At 47.1% G+C, this 22,015-nt stretch carries 30 protein-coding genes; 15 read left to right on the top strand and 15 right to left on the bottom strand.

Features of this window, described 5'->3' with window-relative positions; translation table 11 throughout:
• Positions 1-90: 90 nt before the first annotated feature.
• From LCM00_RS18090 to LCM00_RS18075, 4 genes are all read left to right on the top strand, one after another.
• Positions 91-594: an NUDIX domain-containing protein gene (locus LCM00_RS18090; RefSeq protein ID WP_404802177.1), complete on the top strand. Its 504-nt coding sequence runs from the start codon at positions 91-93 to the stop codon at positions 592-594.
• A 153-nt stretch (positions 595-747) separates the two neighbouring features.
• A complete protein-coding gene (locus LCM00_RS18085; RefSeq protein ID WP_224904691.1) occupies positions 748-873 on the top strand; it encodes a YuiA family protein in 126 nt (41 codons plus the stop codon).
• A gap of 179 nt (positions 874-1,052) precedes the next feature.
• Positions 1,053-1,370 carry a YuiB family protein gene (locus LCM00_RS18080; RefSeq protein ID WP_263623417.1) on the top strand — a complete coding sequence of 106 codons (318 nt, stop codon included), beginning with the start codon at positions 1,053-1,055 and terminating at the stop codon, positions 1,368-1,370.
• Positions 1,371-1,639: 269 nt separating this feature from the next.
• Positions 1,640-2,350, top strand: coding sequence for a 3D domain-containing protein (locus LCM00_RS18075; RefSeq protein ID WP_224904687.1), 711 nt, complete (start codon positions 1,640-1,642; stop codon positions 2,348-2,350).
• Positions 2,351-2,458: 108 nt separating this feature from the next.
• On the opposite strand, the gene LCM00_RS18070 is transcribed toward LCM00_RS18075, so the two are convergent.
• Positions 2,459-3,235 carry a cobalamin-binding protein gene (locus LCM00_RS18070; RefSeq protein ID WP_224904684.1) on the bottom strand — a complete coding sequence of 259 codons (777 nt, stop codon included), beginning with the start codon at positions 3,233-3,235 and terminating at the stop codon, positions 2,459-2,461.
• 10 nt (positions 3,236-3,245) lie between these two features.
• On the bottom strand, positions 3,246-3,725 hold the full coding sequence (locus LCM00_RS18065) for a divergent PAP2 family protein (protein WP_224904682.1): 480 nt from the start codon (positions 3,723-3,725) through the stop codon (positions 3,246-3,248).
• A gap of 215 nt (positions 3,726-3,940) precedes the next feature.
• On the opposite strand from LCM00_RS18065, the gene LCM00_RS18060 reads away from it, so the two are divergent.
• The 4 genes from LCM00_RS18060 (at position 3,941) to LCM00_RS18045 (ending at position 8,198) form a co-directional block, all read left to right on the top strand.
• Positions 3,941-4,318, top strand: coding sequence for a DUF309 domain-containing protein (locus LCM00_RS18060; protein WP_224904680.1), 378 nt, complete (start codon positions 3,941-3,943; stop codon positions 4,316-4,318).
• A gap of 61 nt (positions 4,319-4,379) precedes the next feature.
• Entirely contained in the window at positions 4,380-5,882 is a 1,503-nt protein-coding gene (locus tag LCM00_RS18055) for a leucyl aminopeptidase (RefSeq protein WP_224904678.1), read from the top strand.
• A gap of 296 nt (positions 5,883-6,178) precedes the next feature.
• On the top strand, positions 6,179-7,492 hold the full coding sequence (locus tag LCM00_RS18050; protein WP_224904677.1) for a Na+/H+ antiporter family protein: 1,314 nt from the start codon (positions 6,179-6,181) through the stop codon (positions 7,490-7,492).
• 112 nt (positions 7,493-7,604) lie between these two features.
• Positions 7,605-8,198 (top strand): sulfite oxidase-like oxidoreductase, encoded by a 594-nt coding sequence (locus LCM00_RS18045; RefSeq protein ID WP_224904676.1) that lies wholly within the window; start codon positions 7,605-7,607, stop codon positions 8,196-8,198.
• Between the two features lie 202 nt (positions 8,199-8,400).
• Here LCM00_RS18045 and LCM00_RS18040 read toward each other — a convergent pair whose 3' ends face one another.
• Genes LCM00_RS18040 through LCM00_RS18030 form a run of 3 tightly spaced genes read right to left on the bottom strand, consistent with a single transcriptional unit; the run spans position 8,401 to position 10,856 of the window.
• A complete protein-coding gene (locus tag LCM00_RS18040; protein WP_224904675.1) occupies positions 8,401-9,465 on the bottom strand; it encodes an alpha/beta fold hydrolase in 1,065 nt (354 codons plus the stop codon).
• The gene (locus LCM00_RS18035) at positions 9,455-10,057 is read right to left on the bottom strand and encodes a hypothetical protein (RefSeq protein ID WP_224904674.1); all 603 of its coding nucleotides are present in this window, start codon (positions 10,055-10,057) and stop codon (positions 9,455-9,457) included. Before LCM00_RS18035 ends, LCM00_RS18040 begins: the two co-directional genes overlap by 11 nt.
• Positions 10,058-10,082: 25 nt before the next feature.
• On the bottom strand, positions 10,083-10,856 hold the full coding sequence (locus LCM00_RS18030) for an SDR family oxidoreductase (protein WP_224904673.1): 774 nt from the start codon (positions 10,854-10,856) through the stop codon (positions 10,083-10,085).
• A 226-nt stretch (positions 10,857-11,082) separates the two neighbouring features.
• Here LCM00_RS18030 and LCM00_RS18025 point away from each other — a divergent pair, with 226 nt between their 5' ends.
• The 3 genes from LCM00_RS18025 to LCM00_RS18015 all read left to right on the top strand — a co-directional run bounded on the left by LCM00_RS18025 (position 11,083) and on the right by LCM00_RS18015 (position 11,894).
• On the top strand, positions 11,083-11,337 hold the full coding sequence (locus LCM00_RS18025; RefSeq protein WP_224904672.1) for a hypothetical protein: 255 nt from the start codon (positions 11,083-11,085) through the stop codon (positions 11,335-11,337).
• Positions 11,338-11,362: 25 nt separating this feature from the next.
• The gene (locus LCM00_RS18020) at positions 11,363-11,554 is read left to right on the top strand and encodes a hypothetical protein (RefSeq protein ID WP_224904671.1); all 192 of its coding nucleotides are present in this window, start codon (positions 11,363-11,365) and stop codon (positions 11,552-11,554) included.
• A gap of 154 nt (positions 11,555-11,708) precedes the next feature.
• Positions 11,709-11,894: a hypothetical protein gene (locus LCM00_RS18015; protein WP_224904670.1), complete on the top strand. Its 186-nt coding sequence runs from the start codon at positions 11,709-11,711 to the stop codon at positions 11,892-11,894.
• A gap of 124 nt (positions 11,895-12,018) precedes the next feature.
• Here LCM00_RS18015 and LCM00_RS18010 read toward each other — a convergent pair whose 3' ends face one another.
• The gene (locus LCM00_RS18010) at positions 12,019-12,426 is read right to left on the bottom strand and encodes a hypothetical protein (protein WP_224904668.1); all 408 of its coding nucleotides are present in this window, start codon (positions 12,424-12,426) and stop codon (positions 12,019-12,021) included.
• Between the two features lie 251 nt (positions 12,427-12,677).
• Between LCM00_RS18010 and LCM00_RS18005 the strand changes: the two genes are divergently transcribed.
• Entirely contained in the window at positions 12,678-13,283 is a 606-nt protein-coding gene (locus tag LCM00_RS18005) for a DedA family protein (protein ID WP_224904666.1), read from the top strand.
• Between the two features lie 46 nt (positions 13,284-13,329).
• Here LCM00_RS18005 and LCM00_RS18000 read toward each other — a convergent pair whose 3' ends face one another.
• Positions 13,330-13,512: a hypothetical protein gene (locus tag LCM00_RS18000; protein ID WP_009795431.1), complete on the bottom strand. Its 183-nt coding sequence runs from the start codon at positions 13,510-13,512 to the stop codon at positions 13,330-13,332.
• A gap of 349 nt (positions 13,513-13,861) precedes the next feature.
• Here LCM00_RS18000 and LCM00_RS17995 point away from each other — a divergent pair, with 349 nt between their 5' ends.
• Positions 13,862-14,245 carry a PaaI family thioesterase gene (locus LCM00_RS17995; protein WP_224904663.1) on the top strand — a complete coding sequence of 128 codons (384 nt, stop codon included), beginning with the start codon at positions 13,862-13,864 and terminating at the stop codon, positions 14,243-14,245.
• A gap of 43 nt (positions 14,246-14,288) precedes the next feature.
• Here the strand turns inward: LCM00_RS17995 and mnhG are convergent, their stop codons facing one another.
• From mnhG to LCM00_RS17960, 7 genes are read right to left on the bottom strand one after another with little or no spacing between them, the layout of a single operon-like run.
• Complete coding sequence (mnhG, locus tag LCM00_RS17990; RefSeq protein WP_224904661.1) at positions 14,289-14,660, bottom strand: monovalent cation/H(+) antiporter subunit G; 372 nt, start codon at positions 14,658-14,660, stop codon at positions 14,289-14,291.
• Complete coding sequence (locus tag LCM00_RS17985) at positions 14,644-14,928, bottom strand: Na(+)/H(+) antiporter subunit F1 (protein WP_224904800.1); 285 nt, start codon at positions 14,926-14,928, stop codon at positions 14,644-14,646. Before LCM00_RS17985 ends, mnhG begins: the two co-directional genes overlap by 17 nt.
• On the bottom strand, positions 14,928-15,404 hold the full coding sequence (locus tag LCM00_RS17980; protein WP_224904659.1) for a Na+/H+ antiporter subunit E: 477 nt from the start codon (positions 15,402-15,404) through the stop codon (positions 14,928-14,930). Before LCM00_RS17980 ends, LCM00_RS17985 begins: the two co-directional genes overlap by 1 nt.
• 4 nt (positions 15,405-15,408) lie before the next feature.
• Entirely contained in the window at positions 15,409-16,890 is a 1,482-nt protein-coding gene (locus LCM00_RS17975) for a Na+/H+ antiporter subunit D (protein WP_224904658.1), read from the bottom strand.
• Positions 16,883-17,224: a Na(+)/H(+) antiporter subunit C gene (locus LCM00_RS17970; RefSeq protein ID WP_224904655.1), complete on the bottom strand. Its 342-nt coding sequence runs from the start codon at positions 17,222-17,224 to the stop codon at positions 16,883-16,885. The genes LCM00_RS17975 and LCM00_RS17970 overlap by 8 nt, the downstream gene beginning before the upstream one ends.
• Complete coding sequence (locus tag LCM00_RS17965; protein ID WP_224904654.1) at positions 17,224-17,646, bottom strand: Na(+)/H(+) antiporter subunit B; 423 nt, start codon at positions 17,644-17,646, stop codon at positions 17,224-17,226. Before LCM00_RS17965 ends, LCM00_RS17970 begins: the two co-directional genes overlap by 1 nt.
• Positions 17,643-20,033, bottom strand: coding sequence for a Na+/H+ antiporter subunit A (locus LCM00_RS17960; protein WP_224904652.1), 2,391 nt, complete (start codon positions 20,031-20,033; stop codon positions 17,643-17,645). The genes LCM00_RS17965 and LCM00_RS17960 overlap by 4 nt, the downstream gene beginning before the upstream one ends.
• 423 nt (positions 20,034-20,456) lie before the next feature.
• Between LCM00_RS17960 and LCM00_RS17955 the strand changes: the two genes are divergently transcribed.
• A complete protein-coding gene (locus LCM00_RS17955) occupies positions 20,457-20,681 on the top strand; it encodes a hypothetical protein (protein WP_224904650.1) in 225 nt (74 codons plus the stop codon).
• Between the two features lie 26 nt (positions 20,682-20,707).
• Here the strand turns inward: LCM00_RS17955 and LCM00_RS17950 are convergent, their stop codons facing one another.
• Positions 20,708-21,280, bottom strand: a complete 573-nt coding sequence (locus tag LCM00_RS17950; RefSeq protein ID WP_224904648.1) for a hypothetical protein — start codon at positions 21,278-21,280, stop codon at positions 20,708-20,710.
• Positions 21,281-21,439: 159 nt separating this feature from the next.
• Between LCM00_RS17950 and LCM00_RS17945 the strand changes: the two genes are divergently transcribed.
• A complete protein-coding gene (locus LCM00_RS17945; RefSeq protein ID WP_224904646.1) occupies positions 21,440-21,997 on the top strand; it encodes a YufK family protein in 558 nt (185 codons plus the stop codon).
• The last annotated feature ends 18 nt before the right edge of the window (positions 21,998-22,015 follow it).

Below are 22,015 nucleotides of genomic sequence, written 5' to 3'. Positions count from 1 at the left end.
TAAAAACAGCCGGGGATGATTCCCCGGTATTTTTGTGCCCGGAAACCAAAGAGAGCAGAGAGCTCTGCTACAATAGAAAGAAAAGTATGCATGGGGGTCATGAAAGTAATGGAGAGTAAACGAGGCAAGGTGTGGCTTGCTGTTTCAGGCCTGGTTGTTTCACCGGAGGGAAAGTGGCTTTTAGTTAAAAAAAAGTACGGCGGACTGAAGGGCAAATGGTCGCTGCCTGCAGGGTTTGTCAACCCCGGGGAGACTGCGGATGAAGCAGCTGTAAGGGAAGTAAAAGAAGAAACGGGCATTGCAAGCAGGCCGGTCGGCATGATAGGGCTGAGGACTGGTGTGATCCGCGGTGAGGTCAGCGATAATATGATACTTTTTCTTATGGAGCCTGAAAAAGGCCAGAGCATCACCGTCCAGGAAAGCGAGCTGATGGATGTGCAGTTTATGGACCCGGGAGAAGCAGCGGTCCATGAAGATGCCTCTGTTCTGCTCAAGTATTTGACAGAAATTAAAGAAGGGATGGCCAAACAGCTGATAGATGGTGTAAATCCTGGTGACCACTTCGGATACTCCGCTTATAAACTATTTTTATAATTTTCAGAAATTATTAGAAATCCTTAGATATTGTAAGATAATCTGACATGTATGCGTTTACAGCAGGGCTTTTCCGGCTAATATGAACCTTTCCATTTTCCTCTATCCTTGATATATTATCAGAAAATTCAGTGTGAAAAGGGGATGAGCAGGATGGCACCAACGACATATGAAACCAAAGAATGCGACTATTGTTCAGGGAAAGGCTATTTCCAGCTTTTATTAGGCGGCTCTGAAACATGCACCTGCTGCAACGGTTCCGGCAAAAAGAAAGGATAACAGAAAACCCTGCTGGCGGCAGGGTTTTTCCATGGTTTGATTAGCCTTCAGCAAGATGAAGGAATATAGGACATGTGCAGTTATAGTTGTTAAAAAGTGTTCACAAAATTAAAATTGACTACCCTTCGGCCATTCAGTACACTTAAAAGTGATGTTTTAAGGGGGTACTGCCTGTGCAGATGACGATTTTTGTGTTGCCAATTTCAATGCTGCTATTCTTTGTTTTATTTTTTGGAATCGGTTTTATATTGAATATGCTGCTTAGAATGTCCTGGATCATGGCCATTATTTATCCAATCATCGCAATCCTGATTGTTGACCAGGTTCGTTTTATAGAATATTTCACCAACAGCAGTGAAGCATTTCCTGAGCTGGGAAGGCTTTTGTCGGGGCTTGCCATGGCTGATGTGCTGATCTTAAGCAGCGGGATGGCCGGTGCGGTCGCAGCCGGCATTACGATTAAAATGCTGAGAAGCAAAGGCTACAGAATGTTTTAATGTAAAAGCATTCCCATATCGGGAGTGTTTTTATTTTGGCTTCTTCATGAATAAAAAGCTGGGAATAGTGCTTAAACCACATCTGAAAAATAAATTTTTATAATTTTTTTTGGGGAAATAGACTTTCTATACTTAAACCTTGATACAGCAGGCTTCCAGAGGATTTTGCATCTTGACAGAAAGCCCCCGCATGACCTTAATTCAATTCCTCCCAGGAATACTTTTTCTAAAGTTGGGAAATGATTAACTTGGGAGGAGTGATTTATTATATGAATAGACTAAAAAAATGGACAAAGCGAATCATTATGTCAGTTTTATTTTTAGGGGCACTGCTTACCACCTTTCAATCCATATCCGGAGTAGGCGCGAAAACCCTTGAGTCCTATCAGTACGAAGGCGGCGGGGCAGCAGCTGAAATGGAAGATTCTGCTTTCTTAGACCATACATATAAAACAATGGGACTTGCCTACAAATATCTTCCGAGGCTGGAAGCGAATGAGCTGATCTCCTCAGCGGAGGCGGTTACTGCCGGGCCGCGGTCATTGGAAGAAGCATTCAATTGGTCAGAATACCCCGCCAAATCTGTAGTGGCGACCGGTTATACGGCCTATTATGAGTCAACAGGAAAGAATCCGGGGCACCCGTCCTTTGGCATTACATATTCTGGCGTCAAGGTAAAACGCGACCTGTATTCCACAGTAGCCGCAGACCTCAATGTTTTCCCGATCGGCACCATCCTGTTCATACCGGGCTATGGATACGGGGTCGTAGCTGATAAAGGCGGCGCAATCAAAGGGAATAAGCTTGACCTTTATTATGAAACCGTCGAAGACGTCTATAGCAGCTGGGGCAAAAAAACGCTTGATGTCTATGTGATTGAAGAAGGAGACGGAAGCCTGACTGAAGATGAACTAAGCGCCCTGAACGAAAACGAATCCATGCAGGTATTCCGCCACCAGTATAGGACTGTTGAGGAATAAGAAAAGCGGCAGCCGCAAATATATCGGGAAAGTTGCAAATAAAATACAATAAGACAATAAAACCAAAAAAAGAGGGAGGCCAATTATTCGGCCTCCCTCTTTTTATCGCTAAAAGCATTCCGGATGCAGCATACGGGCGAGCTTTTCCGCGCCTTCAATCAGGCGCGGGGAAGGGCGGCAATACAGTTCTTCCTCCAGCACAAGGATTCTTCCCTGTTTGACTGCCTCAAGTTCCTTCCATCCTGGCCTTTTCATGACGATTTCCGGCTTTACCTTCTCCCTGCGGACACCAACCCAAGCCAGGCAAATATAATCAGGCTGGCGGCGGAGGACGTCCTCCCAATCTGTCTGGACGCTGGCAAGCTCCACATCCCTGAACAAATTGACGGCGCCGGCAAGCTCGCTGATCTCAGTGAGCCAGTTGATGCTCCCAGGGGTGAAAACAGGCTTTGGCCACCACTCCCAGTAGAGGGAGGGCCTGTGCCTGGTGCCTGCCGCTTTTTCCTGCAGGCTTTTAATTTTCATCCTGAATTCCCCGGCTGCCTTTTCACCCAATTCAGGATGTCCGATAGCTTCAGCTGCTGTCCCCAGATCCCGGGCGATATCCTCGAGACTTTGGGGATTAAGCGTGATGAAAGGCAGGTTTCTTTTCTTTAATTCCTCGATATTTTTCTCCATCCCCGGCACACTCAGGGATGCGAGTACGAGATCAGGCTTCAGCGCCTCGACCTTATCCATATCAATTGATAAATCAGGCCCGAGTCTTGGAAGGTGAAGCACTTCCTCCGGCCAGTCAGAATAGTCATCGATTCCGACCAGAAGATGCGTCAAGCCCAGGTAAGCCATAATTTCAGTGTTGCTGGGGCAAATAGATACTATTCTCATAAAAATCTCCTTATAGATTCACTAGCATATCGAGGACTAGGGTCAAAGCAATCCCTGTCAGGCCGCCGAAAAATACTTCAATCGGCTTGTGGCCCAGGAGCTCCTTCAGTTCTTTCTGCTTTTCTTTTTCAGCCTTCTTCTGCCATACCTTGGCTTCCTCGACGAATTTATTAAAATCGTTTACAAGCTGATTCAGGACAATGGCCTGTTCGCCTGCCTGCCTTCTTACACCGGTGGCATCAAACATCGTGATGATGGCAAACACAGCTGCCACCGCAAATACAGCAGAATCCATCCCGGTTTCCAGGGCCACGCCCGTGGATAAGGCCGTTACAGCGGCCGAGTGGGAGCTGGGCATGCCTCCGGTGCTTGTTAAAAGGGACCAATCCAGCTTTCTTGTGGCAATATACTGAATGGGCACCTTTACAAACTGTGCAAAAAAGATTGCGGCCAGTGCAGACCATAAGGGGAAGTTGAGCAATAAATCCATCGGGAAACCACCTTTTCATTTTTTGGCTGTTTTGACAGCTGCCGCGCTGATAGGAGCAAGTGGAGCTTGAGCCTCCCATAAGCCGCATCTGCAGGGCAGAGAGCCCTTTTGTTTTTTATACCCGCCGGGGCGGAAGTTGAATACTGAAATTTATGTACATCTGATATGATATGGATAACCAGGAGTATGAATACATTCTGTGCAGGGGTGATTGCATGCTTTATCCCAAAGAATACTACGAATTCTTCATCTGTTTTAATGAAGGTGACTATTACACTTGCCATGACCTTTTGGAGGAATTGTGGATGGAAGACAAAACCGATCTGTTTTTTAAAGGGCTGCTGCAAATGAGTGTGGCCATCTACCATTACGAGTATGGCAATGTGAAAGGCGCCAGGCTCATGATGCAGGCTGCCCATTCTTATCTTCAATCCTACAGGCCGAGGCATTGGGGTCTGGACCTGGAAAAGGTGTACGGATTCATCTCTGCATGCCTCTCCATTATACCAGAGACTATAGATACAATTCCTTATGAGGAGGTAAAAACCCTTCCCGTCCTGCCTGATATCTATTTATTTTTGGAAGATGATTAGATTCTCGAAATAAATCCTTTTATCCGATATAATAAAGGTATTAATACTGGAGGTGAGCAGAATGTATACAATCAAACAGGAGTTGGACTTCAATGCCGGCCATGAGGCCCTTGTCATCGGATTATTCGATAAACCTGCCAAGCTTGAAGGCAATCTGGCAAAGGCAGATGACATTTTTGAAGGAAATCTGACAGAACTGATGAAAAGCGGGGACATTTCAGCTAAGAAAAAAGCGGTTTCCAAAATACATACATTTGGCAAAACAGGAGTCAAAAGAATTTACTTTGTAGGGCTTGGAAAAGAAAAGGAACTGGATTTTGAAGTGCTAAGGGAAGCTTTCGGAAAGGCCTTCAAACGCTTAAAAGAAGACAGGCTGCAGGAGGCCGCGCTTTATCTTGACTCATTCACAGCAGAGAATGCAGACGCAAATGATGCGGCGCATGCTGCAGCAGAAGCTTTCGAGCTTTCAGCATATGAGTTCCAGGGCTATAAGCAAAAATCGAACGAGCCTGAAAAGAAAGTTGAAAGCCTCACAGTGTACAGCACTGCTGATGAAGCCGAGGTCAAGGCTTCGCTTGAAGTAGGGACCGCCCACGGGAAAGGGACTAACTCCGCGAGGACGCTCGTAAATCTTCCAGGGAATATGCTGACAGCAACAGATTTGGCGAACTACGCGCTTGAGCTTGCAGGCAAATATAATTTTGAAGCGGAAATTCTTGAAAAAGAAGATATGCTGAAGCTGGGCATGGGTGCCCTTCTTGCCGTCAACCAGGGATCTGCAGAACCGCCAAAAATGATTGTCCTGAAATACCAGGGCAGGGACGAGTGGACGGATGTGGTCGGTCTGGTCGGAAAAGGGATTACTTTTGATACAGGCGGCTATTCACTCAAGCCGAAAGATGGCATTGTCGGCATGAAGACCGATATGGGAGGAGCCGCGGCTGTGCTTGGCGCTATGGAAATCATCGGTGAACTGAAGCCTGCTCAGAATGTTGTGGCCGTCATTCCGTCCACAGACAATATGGTGAGCGGCACAGCATTCAAGCCTGATGACGTCATCACCTCCATGAGCGGAAAAACGATTGAGGTACTGAATACAGATGCAGAAGGGCGCCTTGCTCTTGCAGATGCTGTCACCTATGCGAAGCATCATGGAGCAGGATATCTGGTAGATGTAGCGACTTTGACAGGCGGCGTGATTGTTGCGCTTGGCAATGATACAACCGGAGCATTGGCCAATAATGAAGCCCTCTATGAGCAGGTGCTCGAAGCGTCATTCGAAGCCGGTGAGCCGATCTGGAGGCTTCCATTATTTGAAAAAGATAAGGCGCGCATCAGGAGCAGCAAGATTGCCGATCTGAACAACTCTCCTGGCCGTGCAGGCCATGCCATCATGGGCGGCGGCTTTGTCGGGGAATTTGCCGAGGGGACTCCTTGGGTTCATCTTGATATTGCCGGCACTGCCACTGTTGACAAGGCGCATGATCTCGGACCGTCCGGCGCCACCGGAGTGATGGCCAGAACACTTGCCCTTATGGTAGAACGATTTGAGCCATTTGAATAAAGGCTAATCCGGGCCAGCCCCTTAAGGGGGCTGGCTTTTTTCATTATTTAATATTAGCACTCCCCGCCAGCTGCCTCCAATCACTGGAAGTTCCCCGGGATAATTGACAGGCCAGTCCCAGTATGGTATTTTAGTATTTGTGTTTTAGTTCTTTACCGATTTATCAGAGTAAAGTAATACCGGCCGCAATACCGGCCGCAGTACCTGCTGCTGACAAGCGGCTGGCTGCTGTAGAACACTTGCAGACTATTCATTCTATATACTTACTGTTTTTTCATCAAGAGAGGGGATACAACATGAATGCAGTTATTGCAGCTGTGCTTGTGATGCTGGTGCTGAGCCTTTTGCGTGTGAACGTTGTGTTTGCACTGATTGCAGGGGCTTTGGTTGGCGGTTTGACGGGCGGGCTGTCTGTAGATAAAGTAATTGAAGTATTTACAAACGGGCTTGGAGGCAGTGCCGAGGTGGCCCTCAGCTATGCGCTTCTTGGCGGGTTTGCCGTTGCCATTTCCAAAACCGGGCTTCCTAACTTAATGGTGGACTGGGTGCTGGGGGTTGTCGGCAGAAACGGGGGATCTAAGGGAAAGACTTATTCAAAGGCTTTAATAGTGTTTGCGATCCTTTTAATGGCCTGTTTTTCCCAGAACCTGATTCCGATTCACATTGCCTTTATTCCAATCCTGATTCCGCCGCTTCTTCACGTGATGAATGAACTGAAAATCGACCGGCGCCTGATTGCTTCAGTCCTGACATTCGGGCTGACTGCACCTTATATCCTGCTGCCTGCAGGCTTCGGGAAGATTTTCCATGAAATATTGGCCAGCAATATGGCTGACAGCGGGCTTGTCATTGAAATGGGAGATATCCCAAAAGCGATGCTGATCCCGACTGCCGGTCTTGCAGCAGGCCTTATTATCGCAGTGTTCTTCTCATACCGTAAATCAAGAAGCTATGAGACTATCGAAATCGCTGCTCCGGAAAAAGGAAGCTATTCAAAACTGGCCATCCTGTTTTCCATCCTTGCCATTGTCGCGGCACTTACAGTTCAGATCATCCTGGACTCAATGATATTCGGAGCACTGAGCGGCATCCTGGTCATTTATATCAGCGGGGCAATCCGCTGGAGGGAAGCAGATGCCTTATTGACCGAGGGAATGAAAATGATGGCTTTCATCGGGTTTGTCATGCTGGCGGCCTTTGGGTTTGCTGATGTGCTGAAAGAAACCGGGGATGTTGAAAAGCTTGTTGAACAGGCAGCGGCAATCATCGGCGGCAGCAAGGCTCTTGCAGCTTTCCTTATGCTCCTTGTCGGCCTGCTCGTGACAATGGGCATCGGCTCATCCTTCTCGACCATCCCGATTATTGCGACGATCTTTGTCCCGCTTGCCATGGAGCTTGGCTTCAGTCCAATGGCGACCATCGCTTTGGTCGGAACAGCCGCTGCTCTTGGAGACGCAGGATCGCCGGCTTCAGACAGTACGCTCGGGCCGACGGCCGGGCTTAATGCTGATGGACAGCATAATCACATTTGGGATACATGTGTGCCAACCTTTGTGCACTATAATATTCCGCTGATTGCCTTTGGCTGGATTGCAGCAATGGTCCTATAATCAAGCAGAGGGGTTCCGATAATGGAGCCCCTCTTTTTGCAAATTGCTGTGTATTGACAGAAATATAGGATAATATATCCTTACATACGAGTAGTGAATGGGGTGATTTTGCATGTATTTCGGAAAGGTCAGGAAAGCGGACTCGGGACGAGTTCCGCCGAACCAGAATGTGACCGCATCTTTTCCGGTCCTGCACCATGGCAATGTTCCTTATTATTCAAGTCTGGATCACTGGTCGCTGCGGATCTTCGGGACTGTCGAAAAGGAAAGAGTCTTCAGCTACAGCGATCTTCTGAAGCTGCCGCAGACAGAATCCGGGAATGACATCCACTGTGTCACAGGCTGGTCAAAGCTTGATAATGTGTGGAGGGGTGTCGCTGCAAAAGAGATTGTCAGGCTGGTGAAGCTTAGGGATGAAACATCATTTGTCATTCTGCATGCAGAGGAAGGGTGGACTGCTAATCTGCCGCTTGCAGACTTCCTGAAGGAAACGAGCCTCCTGGCACACTCCCATAATGGCGTGCCTCTTACCGCGGAACATGGCTTTCCGCTCCGTGCCGTCATACCGCATCTTTATTTCTGGAAAAGCGCCAAATGGCTCCGCGGCATCGAGTTCTCTGCTGTAGATAAGCCTGGATTCTGGGAAAGAAACGGGTATCATAATTATGGAGATCCCTTCAAAGAAGAAAGATTCAGCTTTGATTGACCTGTTCAATGAAAAAACCTCAACCCTTTTGGGGATGAGGTTTCTTTTATAAAGAACAAGCCTTACTGTTAGCTGCAGCATTTCTTGAAATAATCTGCAAACACAATTGAGGCAAATCCGTAATAGCTGCAGTGGCCTGTTGGTCTAAGAAGCTTCTCATAGTTCAAGGTATAAAACATCCTAACCCTCCATTGTTCAGATTTTAACTGCCAATAGGCTCTGAGCGTTCATGGAGCCAATCGGTCAGGTAGGGAGGGAGCTGTCCGCCGGATGCAAGATTGGCGTGCCCTCCATGCTGCAAGTGAAAAGTTCTGTCTCTGCTTGAAACGAGGCCGATCACAGGCTCGACCTGTTCTCTGGGAACCAGCCTGTCTCCTGCTGTGGCAACAGCGAGCAGGTTTGCCTGTATATTAGCCAGGTCGGCTTTTTTTCCATCGATGACGAGAGAGCCATCCATCAGGGAGTTCCTTCTCCCGAATTCATGGAAAATCTGTTTTAAGGCAGCTCCGGAAAAAGGAATATGGCCAGTTGTCCATGTGTTGAACCTCAGCCACTTTTCTGTGTATTTTTCATCATATGAGCGGTTTAATAGAGAGAGGTAGTGAGATAAGTAGATAGGTGAAGTAAGCAGCCGCATGCCGGCTTCCATAAAAGGGGCCGGGATGATTCCGAGTGCATCAATGACAGCATCGAAATCGGCCCTGCCTGTTGAAACGGCTTCAATCCACTCGTCATAAGCGGGCAAGATGCTGAAATCGATCGGTGTCACAAATAGAATCAGGTTCTTGATCGGCTGCTCTGAGATGCTTGCATAGATGGCAGCAATGGTCCCGCCCAGGCAAAAGCCCATGACAGTCAGCTCCGATGCCCCTGAGTGGCTGAGCGCCCTTGCGGCGGCTTTTGCTATATAATCCCTGATATAGTCGGTGATCGTCAGGTCTTTATCTTCATATCCCGGAGCGCCGAAATCGATTAGATATACATCATAGCCTTTGTTGACAAGTACCTCGATCATGCTTTCATTTGGTGCAAGGTCCAGAATGTAAGGCTGGTTGATGAGTGAATAAATCAGGAACATGGGAGTGCTGTACTTTCTTTCCGCCGGAGGGTAATGCCATAAGACCGCTTTGTTCTTTTTCCAGACTGCTCTCCTGTATGTGCATCCCTGTTCGGGCTTTGCTGCCGAGAGTGTCCGGAAAAATCCTTTCCATCTATCTTTTTCCTTCTCGGACCAGAATGCATTGGAGCTGCCGATATTATCTTCCATTATTTTTCGATCCTTTCGAAGGCAATCCGGATAGGATTTCAGCATTTTTCTGGAGATTATCCAGAAGGATTCTGAGTGCCATGAACCGTGCTATCCGTCGCTTCCCAGCCAGACTGCCTTCTGTCCTGGAAGCTGCTGCCCCTGAATCAATATCAGATTCCGGTTTGGAGGAAGGAGCTTTCACTTCCGGATTTTGTCCTGATTTAGGATAATCCATAGCCGGGCTGGCCGGCTTTTCTGGAAAGCCTCCTGACCCAAGCATCTCGAGTGAGTTTTTAATGTCGGCAAGTGTACTGGACAGTGTCAGCATTTGTTCGTCAAGCTGATCGACTTTCTCTTCAACCTGAATGGCTAGCTTTGCCACCCGGGCCACATCGTTCTTTGTAGGGAAGTTTAAAGGTATGGAAAGCAATTCAGCCATATTCCGGCATTGGCTGATCATACTCGCAATCACAGCTGAATTTGAGCTGGCTGTAAGCAGAAGTTCTTCTTTATTCAGCTGCTTTTTTATCAGCTCATTCAACTCAAATTCAAGCTTCATTCCCATTTTTTTTAATGAACTGAATAATTCCTGCGCTTGTTCATTTGACATTCGCCTGCTCCTTTCCGCTGTTATTCTAGATGGTTGCCGTCAGGCCGCCATCTACTACAAGCGTATGGCCTGTCACATAATCGGAAGCACTGGAAGCCAGAAACAGGGCTGTTCCCTTTATATCCTCATTCTTGCCAAACCTTCCGGCAGGTATCTTTTTCAGCAATATTTTATTGGTTTTTTCCATGGATGCCGTCATTTTTGTCGGGAACAGGCCCGGGGCAATGCTGTTGACCTGGATGTTATAGGGGGCGAGCTTCACAGCCAGATCCTTTGTCAGCACCATCAGCGCTCCCTTGCTTGTGTTGTACGCCGGTGTATCCAGAAAGCCGGTTGGAGCCCCCCGTAATCCTGTGACAGATGCGATATTGATGATTTTTCCGCTGCCCTGATCCTTCATGGCCCTTGCTGCTGCCTGAGTAAATAAGAATGCACCCTTCACATTAACATCCATCACTTTGTCCCATTTGTCTTCCGGGTAGTCAAGGAGCGGAGCGACCCAGGAAGTTCCGCTGTTATTGATCAGGATGTCAATCCGCCCGAAATGGCTGATCGTTTCGGCGATGACAAAGCTGATATTATTTTCATTGGTTACATCGCATTCCAATGCCAATGACTGGGCTCCCAGGGAAGCCAGCTTCTTGCTGACAGCCTGGCACGCCTCCAGATTCCTGGAACAGACGACTACATTTGCCCCTGCCTCTGCAAGTGCATAGGCCATTTGCTCGCCAAGCCCCCGCCCGCCGCCGGTAACGATGGCCGTTTTGTTGGACAAATCGAAAAGCTCTTTTGTATCCATATGATATCCCTCCTTTTGGAACAGCTGTAAGGCTTCATAAGATGAAAGTTGAAATACCCTGCAGGCTGCCGATTTATGCTTCGCTATATTATAGACGAGCCATCACGCAAAAGTGCAGAAAATGGTTATTTTCCCAGAGCCTTTTCTTGCACGGGGAAAGTATAAAAACAGCCAGTTTGGGAAAAATCAAAAATGGAAGATTTCTGGTATGCAGGGAGGCGGCCGGATGGATGAAAAGCAGATAAGGGAAATATTCGATGAAGCAGGATACAGTGCACTTGGACAGTCATTGAGCTTCAAGCTTTGGCTTTCAGGCGTGATGGAGCATTCCGGTGCTGGAGATAATCCGCTGGAGCTACTTTTCGAATCCTGCTCTTTCGATGATGGGGAGCCGATCCTCTTCGACCAATTTCTGTTCCAGCTCCGGCTGATCAGCTCTGCAGATGAACGGAATTGTCTTCCCATTGGCTATTGGCTGTGAAAAATAAGAGCAAAGAGGTGCTGACATGCAGAAAAATGCAAGAGGATATGTACAGGACTCTTATGGGTCCCTGAATCAGGCAAAAGATTCCCTGCAGCAGGCATTAACAACGGTAGAGCAGGGATCAAACCGTGAACGCATCGAGCAATCCCTCCAGGCGGTCGAACAGGCACTGCAGGCGTGCGGACAAACGGCAGATATATTGGAACAGAAATAGCGCTGAAAAAACACAGGGAAGGTCTCCTGTGTTTTTTTTGCCGAAAGAACGGCACGGCGGGGATTGCCCCGGGGGGCGGACAAATGCCCAGTCCAAAAGGCATTCGCCTGCATATGTAGTAGTGTAGGGAAGAAAATAAGGAGGTAGACCTTTTATGCATCCATATAGAGCGCCATATTATGCTGGAGGCGGTTCAAGATTTTTCTTTGGGGCGCCGTTTGTAGGCGGATTGCTTGGAGGGCTTGTCGGCAGTGCACTGTTTTATCCGCGGCCAAGGCCGTACTTTTACCCGCCGCCATTTTACGGCCCGCCATACGGCGGAGGATATCCGTATTACTGATTGATGAAGGAATGAAGTGTCATTTAACAATACACTCTCTCTTTTAAAGCTCTCTGGTCAGAGAGCTTTTTTTGTCTTGAAATGATTTCCTGCTTCACTGCTGCAGCGGCAGGAGCATCCCGCCTTACATCCATCTGAGCTTTAAGGTCAGGCTGCAGCACTTAGCATGGTCATCCTTTGCTTCAAATACCAAGGTGAGCCCGTCCGGTGTATATGTGACACGGGGCTGGGACTTAATTCCGGTTGCCTTGATCATCTCTTCTGCTTTTTTTGTCTGGGATTGCTGGGCAGCTGACATCAGATCATTAGAAAACTGCTTGGAAGTGGCCATCCTGTCAAGCAGTGAGCCGGCATCACTCATTAGACCCTGCATATGCTTGGCCGAGCTCATAAAGGTGGCAGGATTGACAGAAGGAAACTGCCTCATGCTGGCTGTATAATGGAGCTGGCGGGGAGGCGGAGGAAACTGGCATACAGGCTGCGGATAGCGGCTGATGCTGTTTCTTCTTCCATAATAATGGTGTGGAAACATCTTTTTGGCTCCTTTCATGGACATAATCCAGGTGCACCCATTCATACCATCTATATGCCGGTGCTTCCTATCTTACGATTGAAGTTGAAAAAAAAACCGCCAGCCATTGTAATCGGTTATGTGCTTCCCAGGAAGGAATATACATTTAAGAAGCATGAGAGTATTAGTATGGATTCATAAAGATAAAAGAGGGGTAAATAAGGGTAATGGAGAATTCTTAAATAGATGGAGAGCGGGGGGAGGGACTGAAGATGGAGCTGGACTATATTTTGCTGTTAATCGAAGAAAATGGCTATATCGGCCTATTCTTATGGCTCTGGTTCGGTGTCTTCGGAATCCCCGTCCCGAATGAAGTCATTGCCATGACAGTCGGGATGGTCTCCTCGATGAGTGTGCTTCATCCTCTTGGGGCCTTTCTTGTGACATATGCCGGCATGACTGCCGCGCTGACGACCTGCTATACACTTGGCCGGTTTATCGGCCGGCCGCTGATTAAATATTTCCATAAAAGAAAGCGGTTTGCAAAAATCATTGATGACTCTTTAAGGCTGATGGATAAGCATCATGCCTTTTCCCTTTCGCTCAGCTATTTCATACCGGGGCTTCGCAATTTTGTCCCATTCCTATACGGATTCAGCAGGCTTCCATTCAAAACATTCGCACTGTTTGCCTTCAGCGGAGCGCTGCTCTGGCTCGCGGTTGCTTTCACTTTAGGATATCTGTTCGGCGACCACATCGACGCCATCATCCTTTATGGAAAAGAGGCACTCTTAACCGGAGCCGTCTTTGCGCTTATCATTCTCGTTATCAAGACCCGCAGCAAAAGAAAAAAAGAAAAACAGAGGGAGCTCGCGTGAGGGAGCAAAAAAGAAAAGGCAGCCTGCGAAAGCTGCCTTTTGTGTGCTAATAGTGATGGCGGTGTTCAACAAGATCGATGGCTCCCAGTACGATATGGGCAAGTCCGAAGCCGACGATGGTGTCTGAAAGCGTGCTGTCAACCTTTCTGGATTGCTTTAGCGCGTAGCCTGTAGCCGTTACAGCTGTACCAAGAACTGCCGGAATTAAACCTTCACGGATATGATCCATAAATGAACACCCCTCTTATGGTTTCGTCCATGCCTATTCGAAAACAGGATGGACATCTTTAGTTTGCCGCAGCAGGCTTTTTTTATTTGGCTTTCTTGGCGGCAGGATGAATATACGGCTAAAATGAGCCCAAAATCAACAAGGTACACTAACACAGCCTTTTATTTAAGCAGTTATTTTGTATGAAATTGGCGTTCGCTGACTCCGAAGCAGCACACAGGACCCGGCTTTGGGGCAGGGAATGGAATCAAGCATACTTTGGCAGGTTGTCTGCCGCCAGGATAGAAGTTATAGTAAAAGTACATACATAGTCATGCACCATGGTTAAAAACATGGAGGGGGAAAAATGATGAAATTGGAGAATACACTAATACATGCCTTGGGTATTGAAGTGACAGAGCTTGGGAAAGGGCGTGTGACAGCGACCATGCCGGTGGATGAGAGGACCAGGCAGCCTTTTGGGCTTTTGCATGGGGGCGCTTCGGTTGCTTTGGCCGAAACGGTGGCCAGCATCGGGGCATTTGAATTGGTGGACCAGGAAAAAGAGGCGGTTGTCGGCCTTGAGATCAACGCCAACCATATCAGGGCAAAGAAAGACGGTGTTGTCACTGCAGCTGCCACTGTCCTTCATCAGGGGAAGTCAACGATGGTTTGGGATATCAAAATTACTGATGAAGAAGGGAAGCTTGTGTGTGTTTCACGCTGCACAATGGCGGTCATTCAAAGAAAATGACAGCATCTGGCCATGAGAATAAGAAAAGCCATGAGGGAATCCCTCATGGCTTTTCTTGGTTTACGCTTACCTGTGATCCTTTTTTTATTTTTAAATCATCCTGAACGCTTACATCTGCCAATGGGACACCTGCATTATATGCTGCACGGCTTATCAGGTGGCCGGCAACAGGGGATGTCATAAAGATGAATATGATCCCCAGAATGAGCCGTGAGTTGAAATGCCCCTCTTCTGCATAGAAATAAAGGAAGGTTCCAAGCAGGACGGACATGACACCCAATGTAGCGGCTTTGGAGGCGGCGTGGTTCCGTGTGTAAACGTCAGGCAGCCTGATCACCCCAAATGCTGCTACAAGGCTGAGAAAGGCTCCTATCAGGATCAGGACAATGATGATGATTCTAATGATCTCGATCACGTTCTATAATAACCCCCTTTTCCAGATACTTCGAGAAGGCTACCGTGCCGATGAATGCAAGAATTCCGATCAGCAGGATAATCTCCAGGAAAGCATTGGTTTTCAGCAAGATGGAAACAAGTGCGATGACAGCTACGAGGTTGATTCCGATAGCATCGAGTGCCACGATTCTGTCAGGTATGGTTGGCCCTTTGATTACACGGTAGATGAGGCCGACCATGGCAATGGAAATGCAGAGCAGTGAAATCTGTACGATCACTTCCAGCATCACTTGCTCACCTCCATGATTGCTTTTTCAAATGAATTCTTGATGCTGCTGACCGATTCATCGACATCCCCTATATCCATGGCATGAATATAAAGAATTCTATTATCATCGGAAACATCAATGACCAGCGTCCCCGGCGTCAAAGTGATCAGGCCTGAAAGAACCGTGATTTCCCAATCCTCGGTCAGCTCTGTTTCAAGGGCAAAGATGCCGGGCCTGATATCAAGCTTTGGCTTCAGGATCACCTTCAATATGGCGATATTGGATAAAATCAGCTCTCTCATGAAGATCAGCAGCAGATTGATGACAGCCACAACCCGGAGAAGGTAAAAGCGGGAATCGAAGAACCGCCTGAAAGCAAAAATGATCAGCAGCCCGAAGAAATAGCCGACAAGGAATGTTACCGGATCATAAGAGACCTTCAGGAACATCCACACAAATGCTAGAAAGAAATTCAATAAAATTTGAAATGCCATATCATTACTCCTTTAAGACTGCATTGATATAAAGATTTGGGTCCGAAAGAGTTTCAGCAGCCTGCGAGATATAAGGATAGATCACTTCTGTCCCGACTCCCATAAATACAGACAGAGCAGTGAGCATCACCGGAGCAATGAGCAAAGTCCTTACAGGAGCTTTATCTTCATTTTTGTAGGAGCGGGGATTTCCCCAGAATCCATTGATGAAGATTTTCATGACTGAGAACAGCACCAGGAGGCTTGAAAGCAGGACGACCCCTGCACCCCAATAGCGGCCGGCTTCAAATCCTCCCTGGACAATCAGTAGCTTTCCGATAAAGCCGCTGAGCGGAGGAATCCCGGCAAGGGCAAGTGCCGCAATGAAATATGTCCAGGCAAGCCCGGGATACCTTTTGATCAGCCCGCTGATATGGCGGAGGTTGCTTGTCCCCGTTATGGTGATGATGATTCCGGCAAGCAGGAAGAGCGCTGCTTTGATGATCATATCGTGAATGATATAAAAGAGCGACCCGGCCAGTGAATCAGGAGTCATTGCCGCAATCCCGAAAACGATGACCCCGACGGCGACAACAATATTGTAAATGATGATTTTTTTAACGTCCCAGTATGCAACTGCCCCAATTACCCCAAGGATGATGGTCAGTACAGCGAGTGTGCTGAGAATCTCATGTGTATACCCCTGATCATGATAAAAGAAGAGGGTATAGGTCCGCATGATGGAGTAAACTCCAACCTTGGTCAGCAAGGCGCCAAAGACGGCCATGACCGGGATAGGCGGTGCATAGTAAGAGCCGGGAAGCCAAAAGTAAAGTGGAAATATGGCGCCCTTCAGCCCGAATACGATGAGGAACAGAACAGCGACAACCGTCAAAATGCCAGGCTGTCCGGACGCTGCAATCTTAACGGAAATATCAGCCATATTCAATGATCCTACAATAGAATATAAATATCCCACTGCTATGACGAACAAAGCTGATGATATGACATTCACCAAAATATATTTGATGGATTCCCGGAGCTGTATCTTCGTCCCTCCGAGAACGATCAGGACATATGATGCCATGAGCATAACTTCAAAGAAAACAAACAGGTTGAAAATATCCCCTGTAGTGAATGCCCCGTTAACACCAACGATCAGAAACTGGAATACAGGATAATAATAAAATTTCTCACGGTCAATGCCGATAGATTTGAAAGAATAAATCAGACAGGCCAGGGATATCAGGCTTGTCGTCAAAACAAGCAGGGCAGAAGCCATATCAGACACCAGCGTGATTCCGTACGGCGCCTCCCAGCTGCCCAAATTAATTGTCTGGATCCCATCATTGTGAACCTTTTGCACAAGCAGGAAGGCAGCAGCCGCCGTAATTGCGGCAGATATTCCGGAAACCCAGCGCTGTGCAGGGACATTTTTAGCGAGAAAGATTAAAAGGATCGCTGTTGCCAGCGGAATTAGAATTGGAAGCATTAAAAAGTTAGTCATTTCCTTCTTTTCCTCTCAATCTGTCCATATTATCTGTGCCTAGCTCCTGGTATGCGCGGTAGGCAAGCACCAGGAAGAAGGCTGTAACGCCAAAGCTGATAACAATGGCAGTAAGGATCAAGGCCTGGGGGATTGGATCGACATAATTTTTTGCATGCTCCCCCAATAATGGCGGGTCTCCCCTTTTCAAACCGCCCATGGTGATCAGCAGAAGATGGGCGCCGTGGCTCAAAAGGCCTGTACCAATGATGATCCTCAGCAAGCTTTTCGAGAGCATCAGATAAGTGGCAGTCATAAACAGAATGCCAATGAGAACGGACATTAATATCTCCATTATTCATCCTCCCCTATTGTTTGAATAATGGTCATTGTGACTCCGACAACGACTAGGAATACACCGGTATCGAACAGCACTGCCGTATGCAGGGATGTTTTTCCGAGCAGGGGCAGGTAGACATCCGTGAATTTGTGGGTCAGGAACGGTACATTGAACAGAAGTGCCCCTGCTCCGGTCCCCACAGCAAACAAAAGCCCCGTGGCAATCATATATTTGTAGTCAATCGGCAAAATATTTGCGACTGTCTTCATGTCAAAAGCGAGCAGGAGCAGCACGATGGCACCGGATGTCATCAATCCGCCCACAAATCCGCCGCCTGGATAATAGTGGCCGGCAAAGAACAGATGGATCGAAAACAGGATGATGATGAACAGAGTGACCTTTGTCACTGTCTGCAGTATGATATCGTTTGTTTTCATCCTTCATTCCTCCTTGCCAGGCGGAGCTTGATCATGGCGAAGATGCCGAGGGCAGCGATCCCGAGAACGCATATTTCAAACATGGTATCAAAGCCCCTGAAATCAACCAGGATTACGTTGACCATATTTTTTCCTGCTGCTTCTTTATAAGTATTTTCAATATAGTAACTTGCAATAGAGTCAAACAGCTTATTGCTGTGTGCAGACAGGGCGATAAGCGTGACAATGGCGCCGACCCCGATCGAGACTGCAAGATTGACCGCCTTAAAGCGGATCCTCTCTTCATCACGCTTCAGCTTTGGCAGGTGATAGAAGCAAAGCAGGAAAAGCGAGACAGACACAGTTTCGATGACAAGCTGCGTCAGAGCGAGGTCAGGCGCCCTGAATAAAACAAAGAACAAGGCTACTGTATATCCGACTGCACCGAGCAGGATGATTGAAGTCAGCCTTGACTTGGCAAACAGGATGGAAATTGATGCAGCGGCAATGATCAGCGCCAGCAGCACTTCATAGAAGCCGATTGAAGAAAGATCATTCGTACTGAGCTTAAAGGCATTTTTCCAAACAAGCGTTGTGCCAAGCAGCAGAATAAAGAATGTAAAGATATACACAAGATATGTCCGGATAAACCCGTTCATATAGGTTCTTGTCAGATTTGATGAGAAGGTCTGCATCCCTTCAATCCCGCCATCATAAAAGCGGTTGAGTGCCAGCTTCTCCGGGAACAGATCATAAATCTGGCGCCATTTGTCCAGTGTAGTATAAAGAAGGACTCCAAACGCAATGACTCCAAGCGTCATGAAAAGCTCTGGAGTGAAGCCGTGCCAGAAAGAAATATGCACGTCGAACACAAGGCCTGGCATGATCACTCCAAGGGCTGGAGCGATAATAGTGCTTGACAGGATATTCGGGAAGAATCCGATGATAATGACCAGCGAAGCCAGGATAATCGGCGAAATAAGCATGCCGAAAGGAGCTTCATGCGGCTTTTTATCGAGCTTCTCAGGCTGGAACTTTCCTGTGAATGTCTTAAATACAAGCACCATGCTGTAAATGAACGTAAACACGCTTGCAATCCATGCGAGCACAGGGAATAAAATGCCCCATGTATCAAGATTGAAGATATCCACTTCAAGGATGCGGACCATTCCGGTAAAGAACATTTCCTTGCTTAGGAATCCATTGAATGGGGGCAGGCCAGCCATTGAAAAGGCTCCAATCAGCGCAAGGGTAAAGGTAATCGGCATAAAGCTCATTAGTCCTCCGAGCTTGCGGATATCCCTTGTCCCTGTTTCATGGTCAACGATGCCGACAACCATAAAGAGGCTTCCTTTAAAGGTGGCATGGTTGATCAAATGAAACACTGCCGCAGTTGTAGCAATCGTATAGAAGCTGTCTTCCACGGTATCATAATGCAGAGCTGCTGCACCGAGTCCAAGGAGGGACATGATCAGCCCGAGCTGGCTGATGGTTGAAAAAGCAAGGATTCCTTTGAGGTCTGTCTGCTTGACGGCAGAAAAGGAACCCCAGAACAGCGTAACGATCCCGAAGGATGCAACAAGCCAAAGCCAGATGCCGGATTCTGCAAAAACCGGGCTCATTCTGGCCACTAAATAGATGCCTGCTTTTACCATTGTCGCAGAATGGAGGTATGCACTGACAGGCGTCGGCGCCTCCATCGCGTCAGGAAGCCAGATATGGAACGGGAATTGCGCCGATTTTGTAAATGCGCCCAGAAGGAAGCAAAGCAGGGCAGGGACAAAGTACGGCTTTTCCATGATTTCAGAGGCCATCGGGACGATCTCGGAAATAGAGAAGGTTCCTGTCATCAGATAAAGCAGGATGATCCCGCCCAGCATAGCCAGTCCGCCAAGCACCGTAATCATCATTGATTTCTGGGCGCCATAGCGGGATTTTTCCCTGTGATACCAATAGCCGATCAGCAGGAAGGAAGAAAAGCTGGTCAGCTCCCAGAAAGCATACATCACAATCAGATTATCGGAAAGGACAACCCCGAGCATAGCCCCCATAAACAGGAGCAGATAAACATAAAAGGTGTTGAGCTTTTCTTTTTCCTTAGAAAGATAATAAATGGAATACAGCACCACTAAGGATCCGATGCCTGTGATTAAAAGGGCGAAAAGAAGCCCCAGGCCATCGACCCTGGCTGTAAAATTAATCCCGAAGGATGGAATCCAGGACAGGGTTCTGCTTACTGCCCCATTCGCTTTTGTTTCCGGCAGATAGCTGATGAAATAGCTGAAAAGCAGGATGGGCAGAGGCAATAGAAACCACCCGGTATGTATTTGCCTGAAATATTTATAGAAGAACGGTATAAATATGGCAAACAATAATGGCGAAACAATCGCCAAATGCAGCAAAGACAACAATATGACCTCCTTTATGATTGTAAGCGCACAGAATTAGTGCATGTGAGTCCTTGTCAGGAAGAAATTGATACATATCAAGGGCCTTTTCCCATTTGCGGCTGAAAGTATTCCATGCTAGTGAAGAAAAGCTGTAAATAGAGACGCGTATGTATACAATTATCTCCAATCTTTGTTATAAGATGCTCCACACTTTACCTGCTCTAAGTAATGCCAGGGGAAAAAAATTCCTCCCGGAGACTGCCTCTGAACAAATTATAACCTAAATGGCACGGTCGTGCATTTGAGGAAACCTTATGCGGCAAGGATTCTCCCAACTTTATTAAATAGGTAGAAACAGGTTGGAAACCGGAAAAAATTTCGAAAAAAATTTGTATAAATATATTAAAATGCATCCAAACTACGACTAGGTGGTGGTTTAGCATGCATAAGAAAATACTTGCCTCCATATTTCTCTTCACATTTCTGTTTGCAGGTGCATGGGTGCTGGAAGCAAAGGATAAAAGAGAATTTTTCTACTCTGACGCAGAAGAGGAAATTGTGGAAGTCATGCCGGCTGATGCTGGCCAGGGACCCAATAAAAGAAAGATAAAAGCATTTGAATCAAGGGAATATGTAAGGGTGGAAGCAGGATTGCCCCATAAATAAAGAGAGGATGAATAGCTCATCCTCTCTTAAATCTGGCCGGCTGCCTGGGAGCCTGATCTGCTCTTATTATGAAATATCATGATCAGAACCGGCACAATGATAATGGCGGATAGCAGCAGCAAAAGCAGCGCAAGCGAAGCCGGTGTCAGCACTTTCGTGAACTCATGCATATATTCTTTGAAAAACTGTTCCACCCCGGAATTCCCCATCACATGTACTGAAGACAGGAATTCCTTCTTTTCAAGATCATAATAATACATTTCTCTTTTCTTAAAAAAGAAAATGGAGTCGCGCTTCAATTCGAACTCAGTAAAAGCCACTGCAATCCTTGTGGAATACTCCTCGATCTTCTCCTCATTTTCCGGTGTGGCAGAATCATCTGTCTGGATGATCTTTACCACGTCCCCATCAATTGTGATAAAGTCCTTGATCTCTGCTGAATCTTCATGATAATAATGGACTGTGCTTTTCATGCGATCTTCCAATGCCCCTTTGAATTCCTGCATCTCATTTGGTGTGGACGCTGCCGGCGAATTCCATGCAAACAGGAGACAGGCGGACAGAAAAGCGGCGGGCAGGCAAATTATCATCCTTTTCATATTCAATCCCCCTAATGTTAGCGCTTTCATTTTTATTATCTTATTAAATGATTGCTGCTTTTAGAGCAGATTTTTTGCTGGTTTCATGTGTATTGCCTGTACATATGGCCAGATGCGCCGATAATGTAATTAGGGATTCCGGGACTAAGGGGGCTTCATATGAAAAATAAGTATTTGACCAGCTATTTCCCTTTAATGGCGATTTTGTTATTCAGTTTGTCTTTTTCAATCATAGCGGAGAAGAAGCTGCAAGGATGGCTTTTGGGAATGGGAGTATATGAAGGCATGAAGGAGTTCTTCCCTGAGGCTGGCATTAAGCTGGCAATGATCATCGTCTGTATGGCCTGCTGCTTTATGATTTTTGCTGCCTTGAAGCTGATTGCAGACACCATTAATGGGCTATCCCTTCTTTTCTTTTCGAAAGATGAAAGCGGGGAAGCGATCGCGAAAAGCCGGGGCGGATCAGTCATATATCTGGCTGGCGGGGCACTGTCGCTGTTCAGCTTTTTCAGCTTTTACGCTATGCTGGGGATTTTTCTTGCAGCTACTGTCATTTATTTCATCTACTTTGTCTATATCTCAGGAAGTTCTTTCTCTCCGGCCGGATTGATCGGGATCATCTTCTTCCAGGTCATTTCCTGGGCCTCTTTGCTTTCCATTCTTCTGTTTTTGACATTGAAGCTTTATAACAGTGTGATGGCGAGCCTTCCTGTATAGAGGATACAGCAAAAGCAG

It is taken from the genome of Bacillus infantis (genome assembly GCF_020171945.1).
GTDB lineage: Bacteria > Bacillota > Bacilli > Bacillales > Cytobacillaceae > Bacillus_AB > Bacillus_AB infantis_A.
The sequence above is the reverse complement of the archived record's forward strand: the minus strand, read 5'-3'. Positions and strand labels throughout refer to the sequence as shown.

Coding starts and splice junctions, on each gene's coding strand:
- LCM00_RS17980 (WP_224904659.1), bottom strand. CDS start 15,404: ATGGCATTTCAAATTTTATTGAATTTCTTTCTAGCATTTGTGTGGATG.
- LCM00_RS18000 (WP_009795431.1), bottom strand. CDS start 13,512: ATGGATCATATCCGTGAAGGTTTAATTCCGGCAGTTCTTGGTACAGCT.
- LCM00_RS17995 (WP_224904663.1), top strand. CDS start 13,862: ATGAAATTGGAGAATACACTAATACATGCCTTGGGTATTGAAGTGACA.
- LCM00_RS18080 (WP_263623417.1), top strand. CDS start 1,053: ATGACGATTTTTGTGTTGCCAATTTCAATGCTGCTATTCTTTGTTTTA.
- LCM00_RS18015 (WP_224904670.1), top strand. CDS start 11,709: ATGCATCCATATAGAGCGCCATATTATGCTGGAGGCGGTTCAAGATTT.
- LCM00_RS18045 (WP_224904676.1), top strand. CDS start 7,605: ATGTATTTCGGAAAGGTCAGGAAAGCGGACTCGGGACGAGTTCCGCCG.
- LCM00_RS18085 (WP_224904691.1), top strand. CDS start 748: ATGGCACCAACGACATATGAAACCAAAGAATGCGACTATTGTTCAGGG.
- LCM00_RS17950 (WP_224904648.1), bottom strand. CDS start 21,280: ATGAAAAGGATGATAATTTGCCTGCCCGCCGCTTTTCTGTCCGCCTGT.
- LCM00_RS18010 (WP_224904668.1), bottom strand. CDS start 12,426: ATGTTTCCACACCATTATTATGGAAGAAGAAACAGCATCAGCCGCTAT.
- LCM00_RS18065 (WP_224904682.1), bottom strand. CDS start 3,725: ATGGATTTATTGCTCAACTTCCCCTTATGGTCTGCACTGGCCGCAATC.
- LCM00_RS17975 (WP_224904658.1), bottom strand. CDS start 16,890: ATGACTAACTTTTTAATGCTTCCAATTCTAATTCCGCTGGCAACAGCG.
- LCM00_RS17985 (WP_224904800.1), bottom strand. CDS start 14,928: ATGCTGGAAGTGATCGTACAGATTTCACTGCTCTGCATTTCCATTGCC.
- LCM00_RS18090 (WP_404802177.1), top strand. CDS start 91: ATGGGGGTCATGAAAGTAATGGAGAGTAAACGAGGCAAGGTGTGGCTT.
- LCM00_RS18005 (WP_224904666.1), top strand. CDS start 12,678: ATGGAGCTGGACTATATTTTGCTGTTAATCGAAGAAAATGGCTATATC.
- LCM00_RS18035 (WP_224904674.1), bottom strand. CDS start 10,057: ATGTCAAATGAACAAGCGCAGGAATTATTCAGTTCATTAAAAAAAATG.
- LCM00_RS17970 (WP_224904655.1), bottom strand. CDS start 17,224: ATGGAGATATTAATGTCCGTTCTCATTGGCATTCTGTTTATGACTGCC.
- LCM00_RS17945 (WP_224904646.1), top strand. CDS start 21,440: ATGAAAAATAAGTATTTGACCAGCTATTTCCCTTTAATGGCGATTTTG.
- LCM00_RS18050 (WP_224904677.1), top strand. CDS start 6,179: ATGAATGCAGTTATTGCAGCTGTGCTTGTGATGCTGGTGCTGAGCCTT.
- LCM00_RS17965 (WP_224904654.1), bottom strand. CDS start 17,646: ATGAAAACAAACGATATCATACTGCAGACAGTGACAAAGGTCACTCTG.
- LCM00_RS17955 (WP_224904650.1), top strand. CDS start 20,457: ATGCATAAGAAAATACTTGCCTCCATATTTCTCTTCACATTTCTGTTT.
- LCM00_RS18075 (WP_224904687.1), top strand. CDS start 1,640: ATGAATAGACTAAAAAAATGGACAAAGCGAATCATTATGTCAGTTTTA.
- LCM00_RS18040 (WP_224904675.1), bottom strand. CDS start 9,465: ATGGAAGATAATATCGGCAGCTCCAATGCATTCTGGTCCGAGAAGGAA.
- LCM00_RS18020 (WP_224904671.1), top strand. CDS start 11,363: ATGCAGAAAAATGCAAGAGGATATGTACAGGACTCTTATGGGTCCCTG.
- LCM00_RS18025 (WP_224904672.1), top strand. CDS start 11,083: ATGGATGAAAAGCAGATAAGGGAAATATTCGATGAAGCAGGATACAGT.
- LCM00_RS18055 (WP_224904678.1), top strand. CDS start 4,380: ATGTATACAATCAAACAGGAGTTGGACTTCAATGCCGGCCATGAGGCC.
- LCM00_RS18030 (WP_224904673.1), bottom strand. CDS start 10,856: ATGGATACAAAAGAGCTTTTCGATTTGTCCAACAAAACGGCCATCGTT.
- LCM00_RS18070 (WP_224904684.1), bottom strand. CDS start 3,235: ATGAGAATAGTATCTATTTGCCCCAGCAACACTGAAATTATGGCTTAC.
- LCM00_RS18060 (WP_224904680.1), top strand. CDS start 3,941: ATGCTTTATCCCAAAGAATACTACGAATTCTTCATCTGTTTTAATGAA.